This is a genomic window from Luteibacter sp. GL_149 (genome assembly GCF_057834065.1).
Genome location: NZ_CM174395.1, coordinates 1,331,310 through 1,349,718, shown reverse-complemented (window position 1 = coordinate 1,349,718; position 18,409 = coordinate 1,331,310). Strand labels below are relative to the sequence as shown.

Sequence of the window (18,409 nt, the reverse complement as noted above, 5' to 3'; positions counted from 1 at the left end):
CGATCGGGCATGGCATTCATGGGAGGAAGTATTCCTTGGGATCGATGCCGTGGCTACCCGGGGGAAGCGAACGCAGGATATCCATGCGTTCCGGCCCCGTCTGTCGCATCAGGTCCACGATGCGGAATTCGTCCAGCGGCGACTTGTCGGGCGCGGTGAGTATCGCTATACGCGGCTGTAGCCGGCGCGCGTGATTCTGCAGCATGACGATCGCGATTTCGCCGGTTCCCAGCTCGACCAGCGATCCCGTGGGATATACCCCGAGACACGCCTGGAACTGCTCGACCAGTTCGCCCTGGAATCCGGTATTGCGGCCGGCATAGATCGTACGCAGCGCCACGTGCTGCGATACGGGCTCGCAGTACGGCCGCGGCGTCGACATCGCATGGTAGGTGTCGATGATCGCGGCCATGCGCCCCGCGAGCGGAATCGCGGTGCCGATCAGGCCGTCGGGATAGCCGCTGCCATCGAAGCGTTCGTGATGCGTGCGGACCATATCCAGCACTTCCCGATCCGCCACGCCGGAATGCGCCAGGATCGCCAGTCCTTCGCGCACGTGCAGACGCGCGAGTTCGATTTCGGCTTCGCTGAGCGCGCCAGCGCGCAGCAGCAATTCGTCGGGCAGCTGCGATTTGCCGACATCCATCAGCAGCCCACCCGCGGCAAGACTGATGATGGCCTCTTCCGAGAACCCCATGTGCCGTCCGAAAGCCGCGGCGAGCGTGCTGCAACTGACGGCATGGCGATAGGTATAGCTGTCGCGCTGACGCAGGCTTTCGATCCAGAAAAACGCATCGCCCGAACGCAGTACGCTCTCGACCATCGGACGCACCGCGTCCTCGACTTCCCGGGCATCGATGACGCGCCCGTTGGCCAGGTCGTCGACGATTTTTTCCACATAGGTCGCGACGGACTCGTAAGCCTCGCGTGCCCGGGGCACTTCTTCGTCGAACGTGGCGGTATCGGTATACGCCCGCTGCGGCACCAATCGCTGGGATGGCGTGGCCGGAGCGGTGCTGGGTTTCACCACCACGGAGGGCGGACGAAGCGGCGAGGATGTCGAGGCAGGCGCGACCTTGCGCATGGTGTCGACGAACACGTAACGGCAATGGCGCCGCAACGCGTCGATGTCGTCCTGGCTGCGAACCGGTACGCCCTGGATCGGAAACGGGGTTTCGTCCCAGTCGCAATCGAGACGGCAAACGTACATGCCGACCTCCAGATCGCCGACCGACACCCGTCTTTCCACCAGATCGTACGCCACAGTCCCCCCAGGAACGGATCGTTTCATGTCAGTACGAACCGCGAATCGGCGAATCCGCCCCATGGCGAGACCGGATCGACCTTGTCCACGACGTGTGAAACAAAGCGCGCCGCCAACGGGCTCCGCCGACATGCAGGTTCCGCTGTATCGGCGCCAAAGGGTGAAACTGTAACAAACGTTGCCTGCCATGGAATCCTTTCTGCCCCGGTCTTATGTGGTAACTCAGGCACTCCGGAGATATCTCCATGTTCCGTCGTCGTTTTATCGTCGTTCTGACCACCATCGCCCTTGCCGCCTGCACTGCCGTTTTCGCGCGCGACGAAGGCGTACGCCTGCCCGATCCCTCCGTGGATGCCGCACCGTCAGCGGGTGAGCAGGTAGCGGTTCTCGCGGGCGGGTGCTTCTGGGGTGTCGAAGGAGTTTTCGAACACCTGCGCGGCGTGAAATCCGCGACTGCCGGTTACACCGGAGGCGATGCACGGCACGCCAACTACGACGATGTCAGCGAGGGCGATACAGGACACGCCGAATCGGTGCGCATTGTCTACGATCCGGCGGTCATCAGTTACGGCCAGCTACTGAAAGTGTTCTTCTCGGTCGCACAGGACCCGACGCTGCTGAACCGCCAGGGCCCCGATCGCGGCACGCAATACCGCTCCGCGATTTTCTATGCGACACCGGAACAGAAGCGTGTCGCCGATGCGTATATCGCGCAGCTGGGCGCGGCGCATGCCTACAGCGCGCCCATCGTCACCCAGGTCTCGGCGCTGACGACGTTCTATCCCGCCGAGAGTTATCACCAGAACTACATGCGGCTGAATCCGCAGTCGCCGTATATTCTGGTGAACGATCTGCCGAAGGTGCTGGCGCTGCAGCGGTTGTATCCGGAGCGGTATGTGGCCAGCTGGGCAAATGCGCACTAAGAGCGCGCACGATATCGTCCGCCTCAGCGTGGTCGCTCTGGGCCCCTGCCTGCGCAGGGGCGGCGGTGAGGGGTGGAAAATCCGCATCGATCGTGGCGAATGACGCCATCTCCCACACCGTCATCGACACCCACCCGTCGTCCCTGCGCGGGTGTATGGACCGGAGAGATGGTTAACAGATGTGCCAGGACATGGTGGACACTTTATCGCGGTCGTCGCAGGTCGACGACATCGAGCCAGTGGTGAGCAAAATAGAGGTCATACACACCGTCCTGATCGGGCCGGGGCCGGGCGGCGATGAGCTGACCTTTGAGCGCTGTCGAGACCACGAGCGGCCGCGTGAGTAGTTTGATCCGGCCGCGTTGATCGACCCCGATGACGATGTCGTCGGGGCCGTACTCGGTAATCTGATCGAGCCGTTCGGGGAAGGGGCGTGGGCTGAGGCGATAGCGTGTCACCGGCGGTACCATGCCGATGGCCTGATGCGGGCGCACGTGGTTGTAAATCTCGCGCCAGTGCGCGAAGGCCCGCTCCACCTCGGTCAGATTCAGGAAGTGGCGGCCACGCAGCAGCTCGATGTCCAAGCTTCGATGGAAGCGTTCGTCCTTGCCGTTGGTTTGCGGATGAAACGGACGGCTGAAGCTCAGGTGGATGCCAAGGCGGACCAACCATACGCCGAGCGTGGACAAGTGCCGGGAGGGGCCGTTGCCCATGCCCCACGGGGTGCCGTTATCCATGTTCATGCGCCGCGGCAGGCCGTAGCGGCGGAAGGCCTCGGTGAGCCAGTGCTGCACGGTGGCGCCGGTCATGTCGGCGTTATGGCCCAGGATCAGGTTGAAGCGGGAATGATCGTCGAGCACGGTCAACGGATCGCACCGACCGCGGCCGACACGGAGGGGGCCTTTGAAGTCCATCTGCCACAGGTCGTTCGGCTCGGCATGCTCGAAGCGCTGCCAGGGATGCACGGCCGGCTCGGTGGGCGACCACAGCAGGCCATGGCGCCGAAGGATGTGGGTGATCGTGCTCGGTGCCGGAGGCGCCAGGCCCTCGCGCTGAAGCAACACAAACAGCTTGCGGCCACCCCAGTGGGGGAACTGTCGGCGCAGGGCGACCACGCGCTCTTCGAGCGACTGAGCCGTGCGCGTCGGGGTGCGATGGGGACGCCGCGAGCGGTCGGCCAGGGGCTCGTGCGCCTGATCGCGGCCTAGCCATTTGTACGCGGTGGTTCGGCTGACGCCGAACCGGCGGGCCAGCTCAGTGATCGACTGACCGGGCTGCTTGGCCACCGCGACAAGCTCAGTACGAAGTGACATGGATGAGGTTTCCTTCCAGGGCATGGGCTGGGCCTCGAGTCGCCACAACTTGGCGGTCGAGGTGTAAACCATGTCCTGGCACACCTGTTAACCATGTCTCCGGTCCATACACGCGGGCAGGAACCCAGCGCGGTGCGACAGGTTTTCGCGACCGCACCCGATCGGCTTTAAACCATCGGCAACTTCAACCCCTGCTCGCGCGCGCAATCGATAGCCTCCCGATACCCCGCATCGGCGTGCCGCATCACGCCCGTGCCCGGATCGTTCCACAGCACGCGCGCAATCCGCTTGTCGGCCGCTTCGGTGCCGTCGCATACGATCACCACGCCGCTGTGCTGGCTGTAACCCATACCCACGCCACCACCGTGATGCAGGCTGACCCAGGTTGCGCCACCGGCGACATTCAACATCGCGTTGAGCAGCGGCCAGTCGCTGACCGCATCGCTGCCGTCCTTCATCGCTTCGGTTTCGCGATTCGGACTGGCGACCGATCCGGAATCCAGATGATCGCGCCCGATCACCACAGGCGCTTTCAGCTCGCCGTTGCGAACCATTTCATTGAACGCGAGACCAAGTTTGTGGCGCTGGCCGAGACCCACCCAGCAGATGCGCGCCGGCAAACCCTGGAAGCTGATGCGTTCGCGCGCCATGTCCAGCCAGTTGTGCAGGTGCGGATCGTCGGGGATCAGCTCCTTCACCTTGGCATCGGTCTTGTAGATGTCTTCCGGATCGCCCGACAACGCAACCCAGCGGAACGGTCCCACGCCGCGACAGAACAGCGGACGCACGAAGGCAGGTACGAAACCCGGGAAATCGAACGCGTTCGTCAGACCCTCGTCCTTGGCTACCTGGCGGATGTTGTTGCCGTAGTCAAATGTCGGAATGCCCTTGGCATGGAAGGCGAGCATCGCCTCGACGTGCGCGCGCATCGACGCCTTCGCGGCGCGCGCGGTGCCGGCCGGATCGGCCTTGCGGCGTTCGAACCATTCCTCGACCGTCCAGCCGGCCGGAAGATAACCGTTGATCGGATCGTGGGCGCTGGTCTGATCGGTCACGGCATCCGGACGCACGCCGCGACGGACCAGTTCGGGGAGGATCTCCGCGGCATTGCCGAGCAGTGCGACAGAAACGGCGCGACCTTCTTTTGCGTAGCGATCCATACGCGCCAGCGCATCGTCGATGTCGCTGGCCTGCTCGTCGACGTAACGCGTCTTCAGACGAAAATCGATGCGGCTCTGCTGGCATTCGATCGTCAGCGACGATGCACCGGCGAGACTCGCCGCCAGCGGCTGCGCGGCGCCCATGCCGCCAAGGCCGGCGGTAAGAATCCAGCGGCCGGCAAGATTGCCGTTGTAGTGCTGGCGCCCCATTTCGACGAAGGTTTCGTACGTGCCCTGCACGATGCCCTGCGATCCGATGTAAATCCACGAGCCGGCCGTCATCTGGCCGTACATCATCAGGCCCTTGCGATCGAGTTCGTTGAAGTGTTCCCAGTTCGCCCATGCGGGCACGAGGTTGGAGTTCGCGATCAGGACGCGAGGCGCGTCCGCATGCGACGGGAACACGCCGACCGGCTTGCCCGATTGCACCAGCAGGGTTTCGTCGTCGCGCAGATCGCGCAGCGCGCGAAGAATGGCATCGAAGCATTCCCAGTTGCGCGCGGCGCGGCCGATGCCGCCGTAAACCACGAGTTCCGCCGGATTCTCGGCCACTTCGGGATCGAGATTGTTCTGCAGCATGCGGAACGGTGCCTCGGTCAGCCAGCTACGGCAGGAAAGCTCCGTGCCGCGCGGCGCGCGGATGGTTCGGGTGGTGTCTATGCGCGTCGCTGCGGTCATCGTCGGTCTCGGTGCTGCGGTGAAGGACAGAACGTCGATTATGGGCCGCGACGGGCCGAAGGGGCTATCCGCATCGCAGCATTGATGTCCGAAAACGGCCAGTTGCGATTCTGGCCGCGGTGTAACCTCTTGCCCATGACGAACGCCCAGCCGATTCCCGAGGTCCCCGATACCGCCATCTGCGAGGCCGCACGCCTGAGTCGCGACGCGCGGTTCGACGGGTTGTTCTTCACGGCGGTCACCAGCACGGGCATTTACTGCCGGCCCGTGTGCCCCGCGCCGTCGCCGAAACCGTCGAACGTGCGCTATTACGCTAATGCGGCGGCAGCGGAAGCCGCGGGCTTCCGGCCGTGCCTGCGTTGCCGGCCCGAGCTGTCGCCCGCGGATGGTGCCTGGCGGCGCGGCGATACGCTGGTGGCCCGCGCACTGAAACTTCTGGAAAACGATTTGTCGGGCGAGTCGTCGCTGGACGATCTGTCGTCGCGGCTCGCGGTAGGCAGCCGCCAGTTGCGGCGCCTGTTCGTGGAACGCCTTGGCGTCTCGCCGATCGACGTGCGTACGACGCAGCGCCTGTTGTTCGCCAAGCAGTTGCTGACCGAAACGGCCATGCCAGTCACGGAGGTGGCCATGGCGTCCGGATTCGGCAGCCTGCGCCGTTTCAATGCCGCCTTCGCGAAAGCCAATCGCATCGCGCCACGCGAACTGCGTCGTCGCCCGCGCTCGGCGGCGGGCGAGCCGCTGGTACTGCGGCTCGGTTACCGGCCGCCTTACGACTTCACCGCTCTGCTGCAATTCCTCAGCGGTCGCGCCCTGCCCGGCATCGAACGGGTCGACGAGCGGTCGTATTCGCGGGTGTTCGGCCCGCCGGACCGGCCCGGCTGGCTCCGCATCACCGCATGGCCCGGCAACGAACCGGCGCTGAAACTCGAACTGCACTGCCCGGACGCCACGCGTATCCTGGACGTGGTGAGCCGCCTTCGCCGGCTGTTCGATCTGGACGCCGACCCGGCGTCCATTGCCGCGCACTTCGGCCCCGATCCCGTACTGGGCCCGCTGGTGCGGCGACGCCCCGGTCTGCGCCTGCCCGGCGGCTGGGACGGTTTCGAGATTGCGGTTCGCGCCATCCTCGGCCAGCAGGTCAGCGTGGCCGCCGCACGTACGCTGGCGACACGGCTGGTCGACCGGTACGGCGCACAGTTACCCGATCCTGCGATTCCGGGCCTCGATCGCCTGTTCCCCGAACCCGCTGCGCTGGCCGACGTCGACCTGCGCACGATCGGCCTGACCACGAGTCGTGCCGCGACCGTCAACGGCATGGCCGCCGCTGTACACGACGGCCGCGTCGACTTCCGCGCCGACCGCACGCTGGACGACCTGGTCGCCCACTGGACCGCCCTGCCCGGCATTGGCGACTGGACGGCCCAATACCTCGCCATGCGTGCGCTGGGTCACCCGGACGCATTCCCCGCAGCCGACCTTATCCTGCGCCGCGCCGCCTCTACGGATGGCATACCGCTTTCGACGAAGGCGTTGAGCACGCTGGCGGAAGACTGGCGGCCGTGGCGCGCTTACGCCGTGATGCATCTGTGGCGCGGCAGCCTCGACGGAGCCAACGCATGAACACCGTTATCGTGGAACAGACCATTCCATCGCCGCTCGGATCGCTGCGACTTCTCGCCAGCGTCGACGGCTTGCGGGCCATCGAATTTCCCGACTTCCCGGATCGCAAACGCTGGCGGCCCGCGCCGGCGGCAACGCATGTCGCCGATGCACGCACGCCGGAAGAATGCGCGGCGGCGGAAGTCATCGCACACGCGCACGCCCAGTTGGAAGAGTATTTCGCCGGAACGCGCACGACCTTCGACTTGCCGCTAGCGCCCGAAGGCACCGGCTTCCAGCAGAAAGTATGGATGGCCTTGCGGGCGATTCCCTTCGGGGAAACCGCCAGCTACGGCGATATAGCGCGACGCATCGGCCATCCCGACGCCGTGCGCGCCGTCGGCGCGGCCAACGGCGCGAATCCGATCTCGATCGTTGTGCCTTGCCATCGGGTGATCGGCGCGGACGGGCGCCTCACCGGTTTCGGTGGCGGCCTGCCGGCGAAGCGCTATCTGCTGGACCTCGAACGGACGGCTCGCGAACCCTCGCTGTTCAGTGCCCCGCCGAGCCGGCACTGACCGGCGCGCGGTTCTCCATCGGCTGCTGGGGCGTGGCGTTGTAACGCTGCACCGCATCCTGCTGCTGCGCCCGGTACAGCTGCTGCTGCGACTGGTTCGACTGGTCCATCTGTTTTTGCAAATTGGGATCGGTCGTGTTCTGTCGCAGCTGCGCGGAATTGGCTTGGCGGATCTGCTGCTGTACGGCGTTCTGCTGGATCTGGTTCTGCACGCGCTGCTGGTTCGCGGCCTGCTGCCAGCGCTGATTCGCCGACGGCTGCACGATAACGACAGGTCTGGGCTGCTGCGCCGCCGGTTTCGGCTGCGCCGCCGGGGTGGTCGTCTGGGCGACCGCGAGCGGAATCGCAAGAACCAACGACAGCGCTACCAGATAACGGCGAATAGTGGTGTGAGATGAATTAGTCATACGGACAGGCCATCATAGGGGGATTTCCCACGTTCCAAGCCTACGGTCCCGTCCATGAAATTCTCGTTTCGTCCGCTCGTTCGCGGCATGCTTCCGTTCATCATGCTGCTCGCACTGGCGGGCTGTGGCACCACCGCGACGAAACCTCCCGTCGCAACGCGCCACCCGGTACTGCTGATCTCCATCGATGCTTTCCGGCCCGATTATCTCGATCGCGGCCAGACGCCGACGCTGGCGTCGATCGTTCGCGAAGGCGCGCGCGCACCGTACATGCGCCCGTCGTTCCCGTCGCTGACGTTTCCGAACCACTACACGCTGGTCACGGGCCTGGTGCCGGACCATCACGGCGTCGTGAACAACACGATGGTCGATCCCAAAATCGGCCGCTTCCGTCTGGCCGATCGCGATGCGACCAGCGACGGTCGCTGGTGGGACGGCGCCGAACCGCTATGGGTAACCGTCCAGAAACAAGGCCTGCGCACCGCGACGATGTTCTGGCCGGGTACCGAGGCGGAAATCCGCGGCATGCGTCCCGATCGCTGGATCCCCTTCGATGGCGACATCACGTCGAACGGTCGCGTCGACCAGTTGCTGAAATGGATCGACGAGCCGGGCCCGAAGCCCATGTTCGACACGCTCTACTTCGACGCGGTCGATCATGCCGGGCACGAATACGGACCCGACTCGCCGGAAGTGAACGCCGCGCTGCGCGAAACCGATGCCGCGCTGACGCGACTGGTCGCCGGGCTGAAGGCGCGCGGCATCTACGACAGCATGGACATCCTCGTGGTCTCGGACCACGGCATGGCCAACCTGCCGCCCGATCACATCATCTTCGCCGACGACGTCGCCGATGTGACCCAACTGGACGAGGTGTCGTACGGCGTCATGGCGACATTCAATCCACTGCCCGGCCACGGCTTCGCCCGCCCGGAAGCCGCCTTGCTGGCGCCGCATCCGCACATGCAGTGCTATCGCAAGAGCGACCTGCCGGCACGTTTCCAGTACGGCACGAACCCGCGCGTACCGGCCATCGTCTGCATGGCCGAGACCGGCTGGACGATCGTCAGCCATGCCGCACTGGCAGCACGCACGACGCCCATGTCGCTCGGCGAACACGGCTACGACAATGCCGATCCCACGATGCGCGCACTGTTCGTCGCACGTGGCCCCTCGTTCCGGCCGGGCGCGACGGTCGCACCGTTCCCGAATGTCGACGTCTACCCCCTGATCGTTCACCTGCTGGGAATTTCCGGGCAACCGAACGACGGGAATCTCAGCGACGTCGAAGGGCTGCTGCGACCGGCTGCCCGCTGAGAGGCCTGTTCCCGTAGAATTCGCCCATGCGTCAGATCTATACATCGCCCCGCCTGGAAAACATCGACCGTGTCGTCGCCCTCCTCACCGAGAAGGGCATCGAGACGACCGTCACCAATCGCTCGACCTGGAATCGCCCGACCTACCAGCGTTTCAGCTATTCGCAGCGGCTGGACAACCGCGACACCTGGCCACAGGTCTGGATCAACGGCGCCGACGACTTCGCCCCGGCCCGCGCGCTGCTGAAGGAGATCGGCATCGATCCGGTCGTGCGGTTCCAGGAAGAACTGAACATCGCGCGCCAGCCGGACCGCCGGCCGCCCCAGCAGCGAACCGCCGCCCGCGTGCGCCTGATGATGCTGGCCGTTGTCGTCGGCGTGTTCCTGATTTACATCCTGAAGGCCACGCGCATCCTCTGAAGCGGGGGTGGGGGGTGGGTAGTGGGGGCGTAGACCCGGCGATCGGCTGAGGGTATTGGTATCGTCCGGCAGGGGTAGCATCCGCGCGGTGCTTGTCGTGCCCTCAGGTGATCGCCGGAAGTACGCCCCCACTACCCATCCCCCACCCCCGCTATGCGCAATCCCCGGAAGAGCCTATAAAATCGGAAGCATGTGCTCCGATCGCGTCCGTCTGTTCCAGACCCTGCCCCACGCTTGCGGCTATTACGACGACCGCACGGCGCAGAATCTCGTGGTCGATCCGGGCGCTCCCAACCTCGACCGCCTGTATGGCGGCGCCCTCGCGAAGGGTTTCCGTCGCGCGGGCGGGCATCTGTACCTGCCCCGATGCGGCGAATGCCAGGCCTGCGTCCCCTGCCGCATCGACGTCGAGCGTTTCGTGCCCGACCGGGCGCAGCGGCGCTGCCTGAAGCGCAACGCGGACCTCGCCGTCGTCGAAACGATGCCCGGCTACACCGACGAACGCCACGATCTGTACGCGCGTTACCTGCATGCACGACACAGCGGTGGCGGCATGGACGGTGCGGACGCCGACGATTTCCAGCGCTTCCTCGTGGCGCCATGGAGTCCGACCGTGTTCCTCGAATTCAGGCGTGAGGAACGGTTGCTTGGCGTCGCCGTCACCGACCTTTGCATCGGCGGCGCTTCGGCCGTCTATACGTTTTTCGATCCCGACGCATCCGTGCGAAGCCTGGGCACGTTCGGCATCCTTCAGCAGATCGAACTGGCGAAGCGACGCGGCATCCCGTTCCTGTACCTCGGCTTCTGGATCGAAGGGCATCCGAAGATGGATTACAAAAGCCGGTTCCATGCGCTCGAAGTACGGCGTAACGGGCAATGGGTCGACATGGCGGCCCGATGACCGACAATGGTCGATCACTTGCCCGGAAACACGCCCCCATGGGACCGCAACGCATCGTCTGTCTGACGGAAGAACCGACCGAAACCCTGTACCTGCTGGGCGAGGAACATCGCATCGTGGGCATCAGCGGCTTCACGGTGCGCCCCCCGCGGGCGCGCAAGGAAAAACCGAAGGTCAGCGCGTTCACCAGCGCGAACATCGATAAGATCCTGGCGCTCAAGCCGGATCTGGCGATCGGTTTTTCCGATATCCAGGCCGACATCGCCGCCGCACTGATCAAGGCCGGTGTCGAGGTGTGGATATCGAATCATCGCAGCGTGGAAGGCATCGTCGATTACATACGGCGTCTCGGCGCCCTGGTCGGCGCCGCTGCGCGTGCCGATGCGCTGGCCAGTCGGATGGAAGAGCGCATCGCCACCGTGCGTGCGGAAGCCGACGCGCTGGAACGCAGGCCACGGGTGTATCTGGAGGAATGGGACGATCCGCAGATCACGGGCATCCGCTGGGTATCGGAGCTTCTGACCATCGCCGGTGGCGACGACATCTTCCCGGAACATGCGGCGATGCCACTGGCGCGCGACCGCATACTCGCCGATCCCCTGGAAGTCGTCCGCCGTTCGCCGGACATCGTCATCGGCAGTTGGTGCGGCAAACGGTTCCGGCCGGAAAACGTCGCCGCACGACCCGGCTGGGAAAACGTTCCCGCCGTGGCGAACGGCGAACTCCACGAGATCAAGTCGCCGCTGATCCTGCAGCCCGGCCCCGCCGCGCTGACCGACGGACTCGACGCGTTGAGCGCCATCGTACGCGGCTGGGCCAACCGGCAAGCACCGTTGTAGGAGCGCTCTTGAGCGCTCCTACAAAAAAGAATCGACCGGGAAATCGTCCGGCGATTATTCCGCCACTGCCTCGACCGCCATCTTCGACGCCGCCTCGCCGGTTGGCTCTCCGGCAGAACGCATCGGCAGGAACATCGCCGCCGCCGCGCAAAGCGCCTGAATCACACAGAACAGGCGCAACGTCGACAGATACGCCTCGCTTCCACCGGAGGCTGTCGCCCCCAACTGCGCATGCAGAAAAATGACCAGTCCGGTCGTAGCCACCGGACCGCCCAGCCGCTGACAAATATTCAGCGCCGTCGTGGCGACGGGAATCGATGCCTTCGGAATAGCCGCGTACGCGGCGGATAGCGAAGGAAGATTGATACAGCTGAAACCCAGTCCACGAATGAAGAAGAGGATGCAGATCGCGGCCGTCGGCATATGCGCCACGTCGAATACGGCAAACGGCAAGGTACCCAGCAGCGCCACGATGGCACCGCCCGACGAGACGCGCCGGGGCCCGAAGCGATCCGTCAGGCGCCCCATCATCGGATACATGCACAGCAGTCCAAGGCCGGTCGGCGCGAACAGCAAACCGGTTTCGGCGGGCGACCTGCCACCGGCCGTCAGCAGGTACAGCGGAAAAAGCATCTGTCCGGCAAGCAATACGCCATTGCTCAGGAACTGGGTCGCGGCGGCGGCCGAGAACGTACGGGTACGGAACAGACGCAGGTCGATCAGTGCTTCGCCGCCACGACGGGCGGCATGCCAGAAGAAGGCGATCAGCAACGCGACCGCGGCGGCGAGTTCCGCATGCGTATAGGCCGCCGCGCCGTTCGCCAATGCTTCCAGTCCATGCAGCGACATCACGATTGCCGGCGACAGCAGCACGAACCCGAGCAGATCGAACGGCCGTCGCACGGTTTCGTGCCCGTCCCGAGGAAGGATGTACCAGGCGAACAGGACGGCTGCGATACCCACCGGTAAATTGATATAGAACAGCCAGCGCCAGCCAGCGTGCTGAAGGACGAAACCCGCCAGCGCGGGCTCAAGGATCGGACCGATCAGGACCGGCATGACGGCGATACCCATCACCCGCGCGAGATTCCGGCCAGCGATGCGAGCCAGCATCATCTGCGCCATGGGCGCGAGCAGGCCGCCCGCCGCGCCTTGCAGCATGCGCGCGGCGATCAACTCGTTCGCCGAACCGGCTATGCCGCACAACATGGAGGCAAGCGTGAAAACAGTGAAACAACCGAGGTAAATGCGCTTCGCGCCCACGCGGTCGACCAGCCAACCGCTGAGCGGAAGCATCAGGGCCAGCGCGAGAAGATAGCCCGTCGTCACCCACTGAATAACCGTCAACGGGGCATCCAGCTCCTTTCCCATCGTCGAAAGCGAGATATTGACGACCGTGGAATCCAGCGTCGTCATCAACGGTCCCAGCATGACGACGCCGGCGATCTTCCAGACCATCGGGTCGATCCGGTCCCTCGTAGTCGCAGCGACGGCATTCGTCACAGCTGCGTGCCCTGCGCACGGACACGACCGAAATGCACGGCCGTATAGGAACCAAGCGCAAGCGCCCCGACACACGCCGAAGTAAACAACGCATTCGCCCCCACCTCGACTGGATGGCGCGTCAACAAAATCAATCCGACGATAAGGTTGAACATCCCCCACAGCACATTGACCCACGGCGATGACGGACCCACGCCGCGTGGCCTTGAAAATGGCGTCGGGAACGGGATGCCCTGAAGACCGGCAGCCAGATGCGGAATAGCGTTGAACAGGAATGCGCCGGCGAAGAAAGCCCCGGCGCAGGCGAGGACATCGTTCATGGGTGGGACCTCGGAGTTATAAATGCGAGGACGCCCTCGCATATGTCAATTATGCGAGGATTGCCTCGCATATGTCAAAATAGCCGGATGGCCCACGGCCACGAAGAGGACGATCAGGATGACCAGTACACCCGTAGCCATCGCCGCCAAACCCAAGCAGGAGCGCGGGCGGCAACGAGTCGCCGCTATTCTGGAAGCCGGTGCGCAGGTGTTTTCGGAAAAGGGCTACGACGCCGCCACCATGACCGAAATCGCCGCCCGTGCGGCTACGGCGATCGGTTCGATGTACCGGTTCTTTCCTTCGAAGGAGTCGCTGGCCGACGCCTTGCTGGTGCGCTATGCGGAACACGCGGTCGCGGAAGCCTCGGCGCTGGGCGAGCGTGCACAGTCGCTGTCGCTGGAAGAACTTGCGAATGCCCTGGTCGACTTCAGGTTGTCGTTGCAGAGCGAACGGCAGTTCGCTATCGGCCTGGTCGATGCGCGAGGCGGCAGACTCGAGAACCGCGAAGCCTTTCGCAAAGCGATGCTGCGTGCGATGGCGGGCATCTTGCGCAAAGCCGTCGCCGGCTTGTCGCGCGCGCGCTCGGAAGCGGCGGCGTCCGTGCTGTTGCAGGTGCTGAAAAGCGTGTCCGAAGCGGCCAACGAAAAGCCGGGGCGCCGCGCCGCGTTACTGACCGAATTCAGGAGTCTTACGCTCGCCTACCTGATATCGCTGAAGGAGCCGCCGGCCGCCTGAGCGCAAACGGTTTCAATGCCCGAACGTACTCAGCGTGAGTTTGCGCTGATGTGCTTCCAGCCGATGCTCGAACAGAAACACGCCCTGCCACGTGCCGAGCAACGGACGGCCACCGTGCACGGGAAGGGAAAGACTGACGCCGGTCAGCACCGACCGCACATGCGCGGGCATGTCGTCGGGACCTTCGTCGCGGTGCCTGAACAGCGGATCGCCATCGGGAACCAGGCGTGCGAAGAAACGCTCCAGATCGGCGGCGACATCCGGATCGGCATTCTCGCCCATCAGCAGCGAGCAGCTGGTGTGCTGTACGAACAGGTTCACGATACCCGTCTGCACGCCACTGGCGGAAACGGCGTCGACGACGCGGTGGGTCACGTCGATGAGACCGCGGCCGCGCGTGTGCACCGTCACGGTCGTCTGGGCGACATGTTGCACGGGCTGGCTGCGGCTCATCGGACGTTCTCCCGGATTTATGGATAGAGCAGTCGGTTCGTCCAGCCGTCTGTACCGGCTTCGTAGTTGACACGTTCGTGCAGACGGAAGGTCGCCCCGTACCAGAACTCGACCCGGTCCGGCTCGACGAGATAGCCGCCCCAGTGCGGAGGGCGCGTCACGTCGCGTCCGGCGAATTCGCGTTCGTAGTGCGCGACGCGTTCTTCGAACGTGGCGCGATCGGGCAGCGTCTGCGATTGCTTCGACGCCCACGCGCCGATCTGGCTGCCCCGCGGCCGCTTCGCGAAATAGGCATCGGACCCGGCGTCGCCCAGCTTGCTGGCACGCCCTTCGAAACGCACCTGGATGCCTTCGCGGATCTGCTTCCAGTGAAAGCACAGCGCAATCTGCGGATGTGCGGCAAGCTGCTCGCCCTTCGCACTGTCGTAGTTCGTAAAGAAGCTCAGGCCGTGTTCGTCGATGCTCTTGAGCAGCACGATGCGCGAATGAATACGTCCCTGCCCGTCGGACGTGGACAGGGTCATCGCCGTGGGTTCGGGGTCGCCGCTTGCACGGGCCTCATCCAGCAGCGAACGGAAGGTATCGAGGATCTCGGCGTTGAGCATGACGGTCCGGCTATGCTTATTGCATGGAGTCCACCGATGCTAGCACGCAGGCCCATGCGCTCGCCGCGACGCTGATGTCGCAGCTGGGCGATGCCATCGCCCTCCATGACGGGCTCTTCGTCCTGGGCGTGTCCGGCTTGCAGGGCAGCGGCAAAAGCACGCTGGCGGCGGCCATCGCCGCGCTGGCGAACGAACGGGACGGCCCCGCAGTGGTGCTGTCGATCGACGATGTCTACCTGACCCGCGCCGAACGCGAGGCGCTGTCGCGGCGCGTCCACCCGCTGCTGAAGACGCGCGGCGTACCGGGCACCCACGACCTGCCCCTGCTTATCGACACGCTCGACCGGCTGCCACATGCGTCGCCGGAACATCCGGTCGCGCTGCCCCGCTTCGACAAGGGTATCGACGACCGCGTGCCGCGCGATCGGTGGCCGCGGGTGACGAAGGCGCCGCGGCTGATCGTGCTGGAAGGCTGGTGTCTCGGGGTGACACCCGAGGACGAGGTGTCGCTCGCCACGCCCGTCAACGACCTCGAACGCAACGAGGATGTCGACGCGAGCTGGAGGCTCTGGGTCAATTCGCGGATCGACGATTACTTGCCTATCTGGGACCGGATCGACGCGCTTGCCTTGCTGCTGGCGCCTTCGTGGGACGTGGTGCGGGCATGGCGGGGAGAGGCCGAGGAAGCACTGCATGCGCGTGGCGCGCCGCAGGCTATGGACGATGTGGCTATGGAGCGGTTTCTTCAGCATTACGAGCGGGTGAGCAGGCTCGCGTTGCGGGTGCTTCCGGGGATGGCGGATGTCGTCGTCAGGCTGGATGGGCGGCGGCGTCCCGACTTCTCCGCTTAGCCGCTTCGTTGGTTTTCGCCCGCAAGCGGGCCCCTACAAAAGCCGCGCATACCCCGTCCGGGCATCCGGCCACCGGCACCGAAACCCACTCGCCCGCAGCCGCGCATTGCTCAACCGCTTATTCCCGATACCACGCGGCCCGGGCCCCTCTTCCGGAGGCGGTACTCCGAGCAACCCCGCGATATGGTCGTAAAGCACATCCATCGGCAACGGCATGTCGTCGACACCCAGATAAACCGGCGCCGGATCGTCCAGCGCCAGCACGTGCGCCAGTGCGGCCGCCGCATCGTCGACATGGATACGGTTCGCGAAAACATGACCGCCACGCGGCACCCGTGCGCTACCGTCGCGCAGGTTCTGGAAAAGCTGCATACGTCCCGGCCCGTACAGCCCGGCAAGACGCACGGCGATACCCGCGACATCCCGCGTCGCCAGCCAGCGTTCCGCTTCCAGAAGCACATGCCCGTTGAATCCGGGCGGATCGGGCGGCGTATCCTCGTCGACCCACGCGCCATCGTGCTCGCCGTAAACCGCAGAGGACGAGACGAATACCACGCGTTCGAGCGACGCCGGGTCCAGCGCGTCGAGCAGATGACGGAAACCATCGACGAACACCGCGCGATAAGCCGCTTCGTCCCGCACGTCCGGTGTCGCCGCGAATACCACGCGTTTCACGGCAGGCAGGTCGCGCAGCGTGTCCGGGCGGGTCAGGTCGCCACGCAGCCAGCGCACGCCGTCCCCGGCCGAAATCGCCTCCCCGCGACGGAGCGCGTAAACGGTATGCCCCTGCCCCGCGAGCAGCGCTGCAAGCCGTCCGCCGACGTCTCCGGCACCGGCAATGAGCACCGGCTCGTTCATCCGCTGGTCGCTTGTTGTTAGCATGGCTCGATGAATCCTTCGCGTAACCTGTTCCTGGTCGGTCCCATGGGTGCCGGAAAGACGTCCATCGGTCGACGACTGGCGGAGCACTACGGCATGCCCTTCGTCGATCTCGATATCGAGATCGAAGCACGCTGCGGCCTCACCGTATCCACGATTTTCGAGCGCGAAGGCGAGGCCGGCTTCCGGGCACGCGAATGCGCGCATCTGGACGAGTTTAGCCTTCGCACCGGCGTCGTGCTCGCCACCGGCGCGGGCGCCGTACTCGATCCGGCCAATCGCCACGTGCTGCGCGAACGTGGTTTCGTGGTGTGGCTGCAGGTATCCGTCGACGAACAGATCGACCGCCTGCAACACGACCGGCAACGGCCATTGCTTGCCGTGCCCGACCGGCGCACGCGTCTGGAAACGCTGTCCACCGACCGCTTGCCCCTGTACAACGAACTGGCCGACCTCGCCTTTCCGGGCCGCCACGAAGACGTCGAAAACGCGGCGGTGCGGGCCATCGCATCGATCGACCAGCACTGGAAGCGACCCTTACCATGAAAACCGTCGATGTCGCTCTGGGCGAACGCAGCTATCCCGTATGGATCGGTGCCGGCCTGCTGGCCGATTCGGCACGCTGGCGGGAGCGCATTCGTGGCCGCCACGTCCTGGTCATCAGCAACGTGACCGTCGCGCCCCTGTATCTGAATGCGCTGGCGCGCGGGCTGGAAGGATTCACGTGGTCGAGTTTTCTGATCGGGGATGGCGAGGCGAATAAAACCTTCGCCAACGTCGGCCTCGCGCTCGAAGCACTTGGGAAACTGGGCGCCACGCGCGATGCGTGCGTGATCGCGCTCGGCGGTGGCGTCGTGGGCGATCTTGCCGGTTTTACCGCGTCCTGCTGGATGCGCGGCATCGACTTCATCCAGGTGCCGACCACCCTGCTCGCCATGGTGGATTCGTCGGTAGGCGGCAAGACCGGCGTCAACCTGCCGGCCGGGAAGAATCTCGTCGGCGCGTTTCATCAACCGCGCGCCGTCGTGGCCGACATCGATACGCTGGACACGTTGCCGCAGCGCGAATACCGCGCGGGTCTCGCGGAAGTGGTGAAGGCTGCCGCCATCGGCGACGCCCCGTTCTTCGACTGGCTCGAAGCCCACGCCGACTCGCTGTCGCTGCGCGAATCGGCCACGCTGACGGAAGCGATCGCACGCAAATGTCTTTACAAGGCGGGCGTCGTCGCACGCGACGAAACCGAACAGGGCGAGCGCGCCCTGCTCAACCTGGGCCATACGTTTGGCCATGCGCTGGAAACGGCCGGCAATTACACCGAACTGCTGCATGGCGAAGGCGTCGCCATCGGTATGGTCCTGGCAGCGAGGTTGTCCGAGCGCCTTGGCATGGCGCGCGAGGGCGATACGCATCGACTCGCCGCACTGCTGGAGCGTCTGGGCCTGCCGACCGCGATGCCTGAAGGTCATTCGCCGGAACGCCTGCTATCCCTGATGCGGCTGGACAAGAAGAACACCGCCGGAACGCTGCGCCTCATCCTGTGGCGGGGCGTCGGCGCCGCTGAAATCGTCGCTGGCGTCGACGAGCGCGACGTACTGGCGGTACTCGGCTAGGCCGGCGTGCGCGGCGAGGGTCGACCACCTACAATGGCAGGTCCTGCGCCAGACC

General features: G+C 65.1%; 20 protein-coding genes. 11 read left to right on the top strand and 9 right to left on the bottom strand.

What is annotated here, in order from left to right:
- Positions 1-16: 16 nt before the first annotated feature.
- On the bottom strand, positions 17-1,291 hold the full coding sequence (locus tag AC3IR3_RS06050) for a cyclic di-GMP phosphodiesterase (protein WP_489196058.1): 1,275 nt from the start codon (positions 1,289-1,291) through the stop codon (positions 17-19).
- 218 nt (positions 1,292-1,509) lie between these two features.
- Between AC3IR3_RS06050 and msrA the strand changes: the two genes are divergently transcribed.
- Positions 1,510-2,187 carry a peptide-methionine (S)-S-oxide reductase MsrA gene (gene msrA / locus AC3IR3_RS06045; protein ID WP_489196057.1) on the top strand — a complete coding sequence of 226 codons (678 nt, stop codon included), beginning with the start codon at positions 1,510-1,512 and terminating at the stop codon, positions 2,185-2,187.
- 203 nt (positions 2,188-2,390) lie between these two features.
- On the opposite strand, the gene AC3IR3_RS06040 is transcribed toward msrA, so the two are convergent.
- Together AC3IR3_RS06040 and hutU are read right to left on the bottom strand one after the other, a co-directional pair.
- Positions 2,391-3,524, bottom strand: a complete 1,134-nt coding sequence (locus AC3IR3_RS06040; protein WP_489195211.1) for an IS481 family transposase — start codon at positions 3,522-3,524, stop codon at positions 2,391-2,393.
- A gap of 143 nt (positions 3,525-3,667) precedes the next feature.
- Complete coding sequence (gene hutU, locus AC3IR3_RS06035; RefSeq protein WP_489196056.1) at positions 3,668-5,338, bottom strand: urocanate hydratase; 1,671 nt, start codon at positions 5,336-5,338, stop codon at positions 3,668-3,670.
- 135 nt (positions 5,339-5,473) lie between these two features.
- Between hutU and AC3IR3_RS06030 the strand changes: the two genes are divergently transcribed.
- Both AC3IR3_RS06030 and AC3IR3_RS06025 read left to right on the top strand, forming a co-directional pair.
- Positions 5,474-6,958 (top strand): DNA-3-methyladenine glycosylase 2 family protein, encoded by a 1,485-nt coding sequence (locus tag AC3IR3_RS06030; protein WP_489196055.1) that lies wholly within the window; start codon positions 5,474-5,476, stop codon positions 6,956-6,958.
- The gene (locus AC3IR3_RS06025) at positions 6,955-7,515 is read left to right on the top strand and encodes a methylated-DNA--[protein]-cysteine S-methyltransferase (RefSeq protein ID WP_489196054.1); all 561 of its coding nucleotides are present in this window, start codon (positions 6,955-6,957) and stop codon (positions 7,513-7,515) included. The genes AC3IR3_RS06030 and AC3IR3_RS06025 overlap by 4 nt, the downstream gene beginning before the upstream one ends.
- Here the strand turns inward: AC3IR3_RS06025 and AC3IR3_RS06020 are convergent.
- Positions 7,490-7,921 carry a hypothetical protein gene (locus AC3IR3_RS06020; protein WP_489196053.1) on the bottom strand — a complete coding sequence of 144 codons (432 nt, stop codon included), beginning with the start codon at positions 7,919-7,921 and terminating at the stop codon, positions 7,490-7,492. The two genes, AC3IR3_RS06025 and AC3IR3_RS06020, sit on opposite strands and share 26 nt — an antisense overlap.
- 54 nt (positions 7,922-7,975) lie before the next feature.
- On the opposite strand from AC3IR3_RS06020, the gene AC3IR3_RS06015 reads away from it, so the two are divergent.
- The 4 genes from AC3IR3_RS06015 (at position 7,976) to AC3IR3_RS06000 (ending at position 11,397) form a co-directional block, all read left to right on the top strand.
- Positions 7,976-9,238: an alkaline phosphatase family protein gene (locus tag AC3IR3_RS06015; protein ID WP_489196052.1), complete on the top strand. Its 1,263-nt coding sequence runs from the start codon at positions 7,976-7,978 to the stop codon at positions 9,236-9,238.
- Between the two features lie 26 nt (positions 9,239-9,264).
- Complete coding sequence (locus AC3IR3_RS06010) at positions 9,265-9,657, top strand: hypothetical protein (protein ID WP_132147520.1); 393 nt, start codon at positions 9,265-9,267, stop codon at positions 9,655-9,657.
- Between the two features lie 190 nt (positions 9,658-9,847).
- Positions 9,848-10,558 carry an arginyltransferase gene (locus tag AC3IR3_RS06005; protein ID WP_489196051.1) on the top strand — a complete coding sequence of 237 codons (711 nt, stop codon included), beginning with the start codon at positions 9,848-9,850 and terminating at the stop codon, positions 10,556-10,558.
- A 38-nt stretch (positions 10,559-10,596) separates the two neighbouring features.
- Complete coding sequence (locus AC3IR3_RS06000; RefSeq protein WP_489196050.1) at positions 10,597-11,397, top strand: cobalamin-binding protein; 801 nt, start codon at positions 10,597-10,599, stop codon at positions 11,395-11,397.
- Positions 11,398-11,451: 54 nt separating this feature from the next.
- On the opposite strand, the gene AC3IR3_RS05995 is transcribed toward AC3IR3_RS06000, so the two are convergent.
- Positions 11,452-12,855 carry a DHA2 family efflux MFS transporter permease subunit gene (locus AC3IR3_RS05995; protein ID WP_489196049.1) on the bottom strand — a complete coding sequence of 468 codons (1,404 nt, stop codon included), beginning with the start codon at positions 12,853-12,855 and terminating at the stop codon, positions 11,452-11,454.
- Between the two features lie 41 nt (positions 12,856-12,896).
- A complete protein-coding gene (locus AC3IR3_RS05990) occupies positions 12,897-13,220 on the bottom strand; it encodes a hypothetical protein (RefSeq protein WP_489196048.1) in 324 nt (107 codons plus the stop codon).
- A 118-nt stretch (positions 13,221-13,338) separates the two neighbouring features.
- Here AC3IR3_RS05990 and AC3IR3_RS05985 point away from each other — a divergent pair, with 118 nt between their 5' ends.
- Positions 13,339-13,956 carry a TetR/AcrR family transcriptional regulator gene (locus tag AC3IR3_RS05985; protein WP_489196047.1) on the top strand — a complete coding sequence of 206 codons (618 nt, stop codon included), beginning with the start codon at positions 13,339-13,341 and terminating at the stop codon, positions 13,954-13,956.
- 12 nt (positions 13,957-13,968) lie between these two features.
- Here AC3IR3_RS05985 and AC3IR3_RS05980 read toward each other — a convergent pair whose 3' ends face one another.
- Positions 13,969-14,409: a secondary thiamine-phosphate synthase enzyme YjbQ gene (locus tag AC3IR3_RS05980; protein WP_489196046.1), complete on the bottom strand. Its 441-nt coding sequence runs from the start codon at positions 14,407-14,409 to the stop codon at positions 13,969-13,971.
- Positions 14,410-14,426: 17 nt separating this feature from the next.
- The gene (pdxH, locus tag AC3IR3_RS05975) at positions 14,427-15,014 is read right to left on the bottom strand and encodes a pyridoxamine 5'-phosphate oxidase (RefSeq protein WP_489196045.1); all 588 of its coding nucleotides are present in this window, start codon (positions 15,012-15,014) and stop codon (positions 14,427-14,429) included.
- A gap of 23 nt (positions 15,015-15,037) precedes the next feature.
- Between pdxH and AC3IR3_RS05970 the strand changes: the two genes are divergently transcribed.
- The gene (locus tag AC3IR3_RS05970) at positions 15,038-15,865 is read left to right on the top strand and encodes a kinase (protein WP_489196044.1); all 828 of its coding nucleotides are present in this window, start codon (positions 15,038-15,040) and stop codon (positions 15,863-15,865) included.
- Positions 15,866-15,898: 33 nt separating this feature from the next.
- Here the strand turns inward: AC3IR3_RS05970 and AC3IR3_RS05965 are convergent, their stop codons facing one another.
- Positions 15,899-16,723 carry an NAD-dependent epimerase/dehydratase family protein gene (locus AC3IR3_RS05965; RefSeq protein ID WP_489196890.1) on the bottom strand — a complete coding sequence of 275 codons (825 nt, stop codon included), beginning with the start codon at positions 16,721-16,723 and terminating at the stop codon, positions 15,899-15,901.
- Positions 16,724-16,753: 30 nt separating this feature from the next.
- Here AC3IR3_RS05965 and AC3IR3_RS05960 point away from each other — a divergent pair, with 30 nt between their 5' ends.
- The gene (locus AC3IR3_RS05960; protein WP_489196043.1) at positions 16,754-17,290 is read left to right on the top strand and encodes a shikimate kinase; all 537 of its coding nucleotides are present in this window, start codon (positions 16,754-16,756) and stop codon (positions 17,288-17,290) included.
- Positions 17,287-18,354 carry a 3-dehydroquinate synthase gene (gene aroB / locus AC3IR3_RS05955; protein WP_489196042.1) on the top strand — a complete coding sequence of 356 codons (1,068 nt, stop codon included), beginning with the start codon at positions 17,287-17,289 and terminating at the stop codon, positions 18,352-18,354. Before AC3IR3_RS05960 ends, aroB begins: the two co-directional genes overlap by 4 nt.
- The last annotated feature ends 55 nt before the right edge of the window (positions 18,355-18,409 follow it).

What these genes read in the sequence shown, in the direction of transcription:
- AC3IR3_RS06050 (WP_489196058.1), bottom strand. Translation starts at nt 1,291, where the DNA reads ATGAAACGATCCGTTCCTGGGGGGACTGTGGCGTACGATCTGGTGGAA.
- msrA (WP_489196057.1), top strand. Translation starts at nt 1,510, where the DNA reads ATGTTCCGTCGTCGTTTTATCGTCGTTCTGACCACCATCGCCCTTGCC.
- AC3IR3_RS06040 (WP_489195211.1), bottom strand. Translation starts at nt 3,524, where the DNA reads ATGCCCTGGAAGGAAACCTCATCCATGTCACTTCGTACTGAGCTTGTC.
- hutU (WP_489196056.1), bottom strand. Translation starts at nt 5,338, where the DNA reads ATGACCGCAGCGACGCGCATAGACACCACCCGAACCATCCGCGCGCCG.
- AC3IR3_RS06030 (WP_489196055.1), top strand. Translation starts at nt 5,474, where the DNA reads ATGACGAACGCCCAGCCGATTCCCGAGGTCCCCGATACCGCCATCTGC.
- AC3IR3_RS06025 (WP_489196054.1), top strand. Translation starts at nt 6,955, where the DNA reads ATGAACACCGTTATCGTGGAACAGACCATTCCATCGCCGCTCGGATCG.
- AC3IR3_RS06020 (WP_489196053.1), bottom strand. Translation starts at nt 7,921, where the DNA reads ATGACTAATTCATCTCACACCACTATTCGCCGTTATCTGGTAGCGCTG.
- AC3IR3_RS06015 (WP_489196052.1), top strand. Translation starts at nt 7,976, where the DNA reads ATGAAATTCTCGTTTCGTCCGCTCGTTCGCGGCATGCTTCCGTTCATC.
- AC3IR3_RS06010 (WP_132147520.1), top strand. Translation starts at nt 9,265, where the DNA reads ATGCGTCAGATCTATACATCGCCCCGCCTGGAAAACATCGACCGTGTC.
- AC3IR3_RS06005 (WP_489196051.1), top strand. Translation starts at nt 9,848, where the DNA reads ATGTGCTCCGATCGCGTCCGTCTGTTCCAGACCCTGCCCCACGCTTGC.
- AC3IR3_RS06000 (WP_489196050.1), top strand. Translation starts at nt 10,597, where the DNA reads ATGGGACCGCAACGCATCGTCTGTCTGACGGAAGAACCGACCGAAACC.
- AC3IR3_RS05995 (WP_489196049.1), bottom strand. Translation starts at nt 12,855, where the DNA reads ATGGTCTGGAAGATCGCCGGCGTCGTCATGCTGGGACCGTTGATGACG.
- AC3IR3_RS05990 (WP_489196048.1), bottom strand. Translation starts at nt 13,220, where the DNA reads ATGAACGATGTCCTCGCCTGCGCCGGGGCTTTCTTCGCCGGCGCATTC.
- AC3IR3_RS05985 (WP_489196047.1), top strand. Translation starts at nt 13,339, where the DNA reads ATGACCAGTACACCCGTAGCCATCGCCGCCAAACCCAAGCAGGAGCGC.
- AC3IR3_RS05980 (WP_489196046.1), bottom strand. Translation starts at nt 14,409, where the DNA reads ATGAGCCGCAGCCAGCCCGTGCAACATGTCGCCCAGACGACCGTGACG.
- pdxH (WP_489196045.1), bottom strand. Translation starts at nt 15,014, where the DNA reads ATGCTCAACGCCGAGATCCTCGATACCTTCCGTTCGCTGCTGGATGAG.
- AC3IR3_RS05970 (WP_489196044.1), top strand. Translation starts at nt 15,038, where the DNA reads ATGGAGTCCACCGATGCTAGCACGCAGGCCCATGCGCTCGCCGCGACG.
- AC3IR3_RS05965 (WP_489196890.1), bottom strand. Translation starts at nt 16,723, where the DNA reads ATGAACGAGCCGGTGCTCATTGCCGGTGCCGGAGACGTCGGCGGACGG.
- AC3IR3_RS05960 (WP_489196043.1), top strand. Translation starts at nt 16,754, where the DNA reads ATGAATCCTTCGCGTAACCTGTTCCTGGTCGGTCCCATGGGTGCCGGA.
- aroB (WP_489196042.1), top strand. Translation starts at nt 17,287, where the DNA reads ATGAAAACCGTCGATGTCGCTCTGGGCGAACGCAGCTATCCCGTATGG.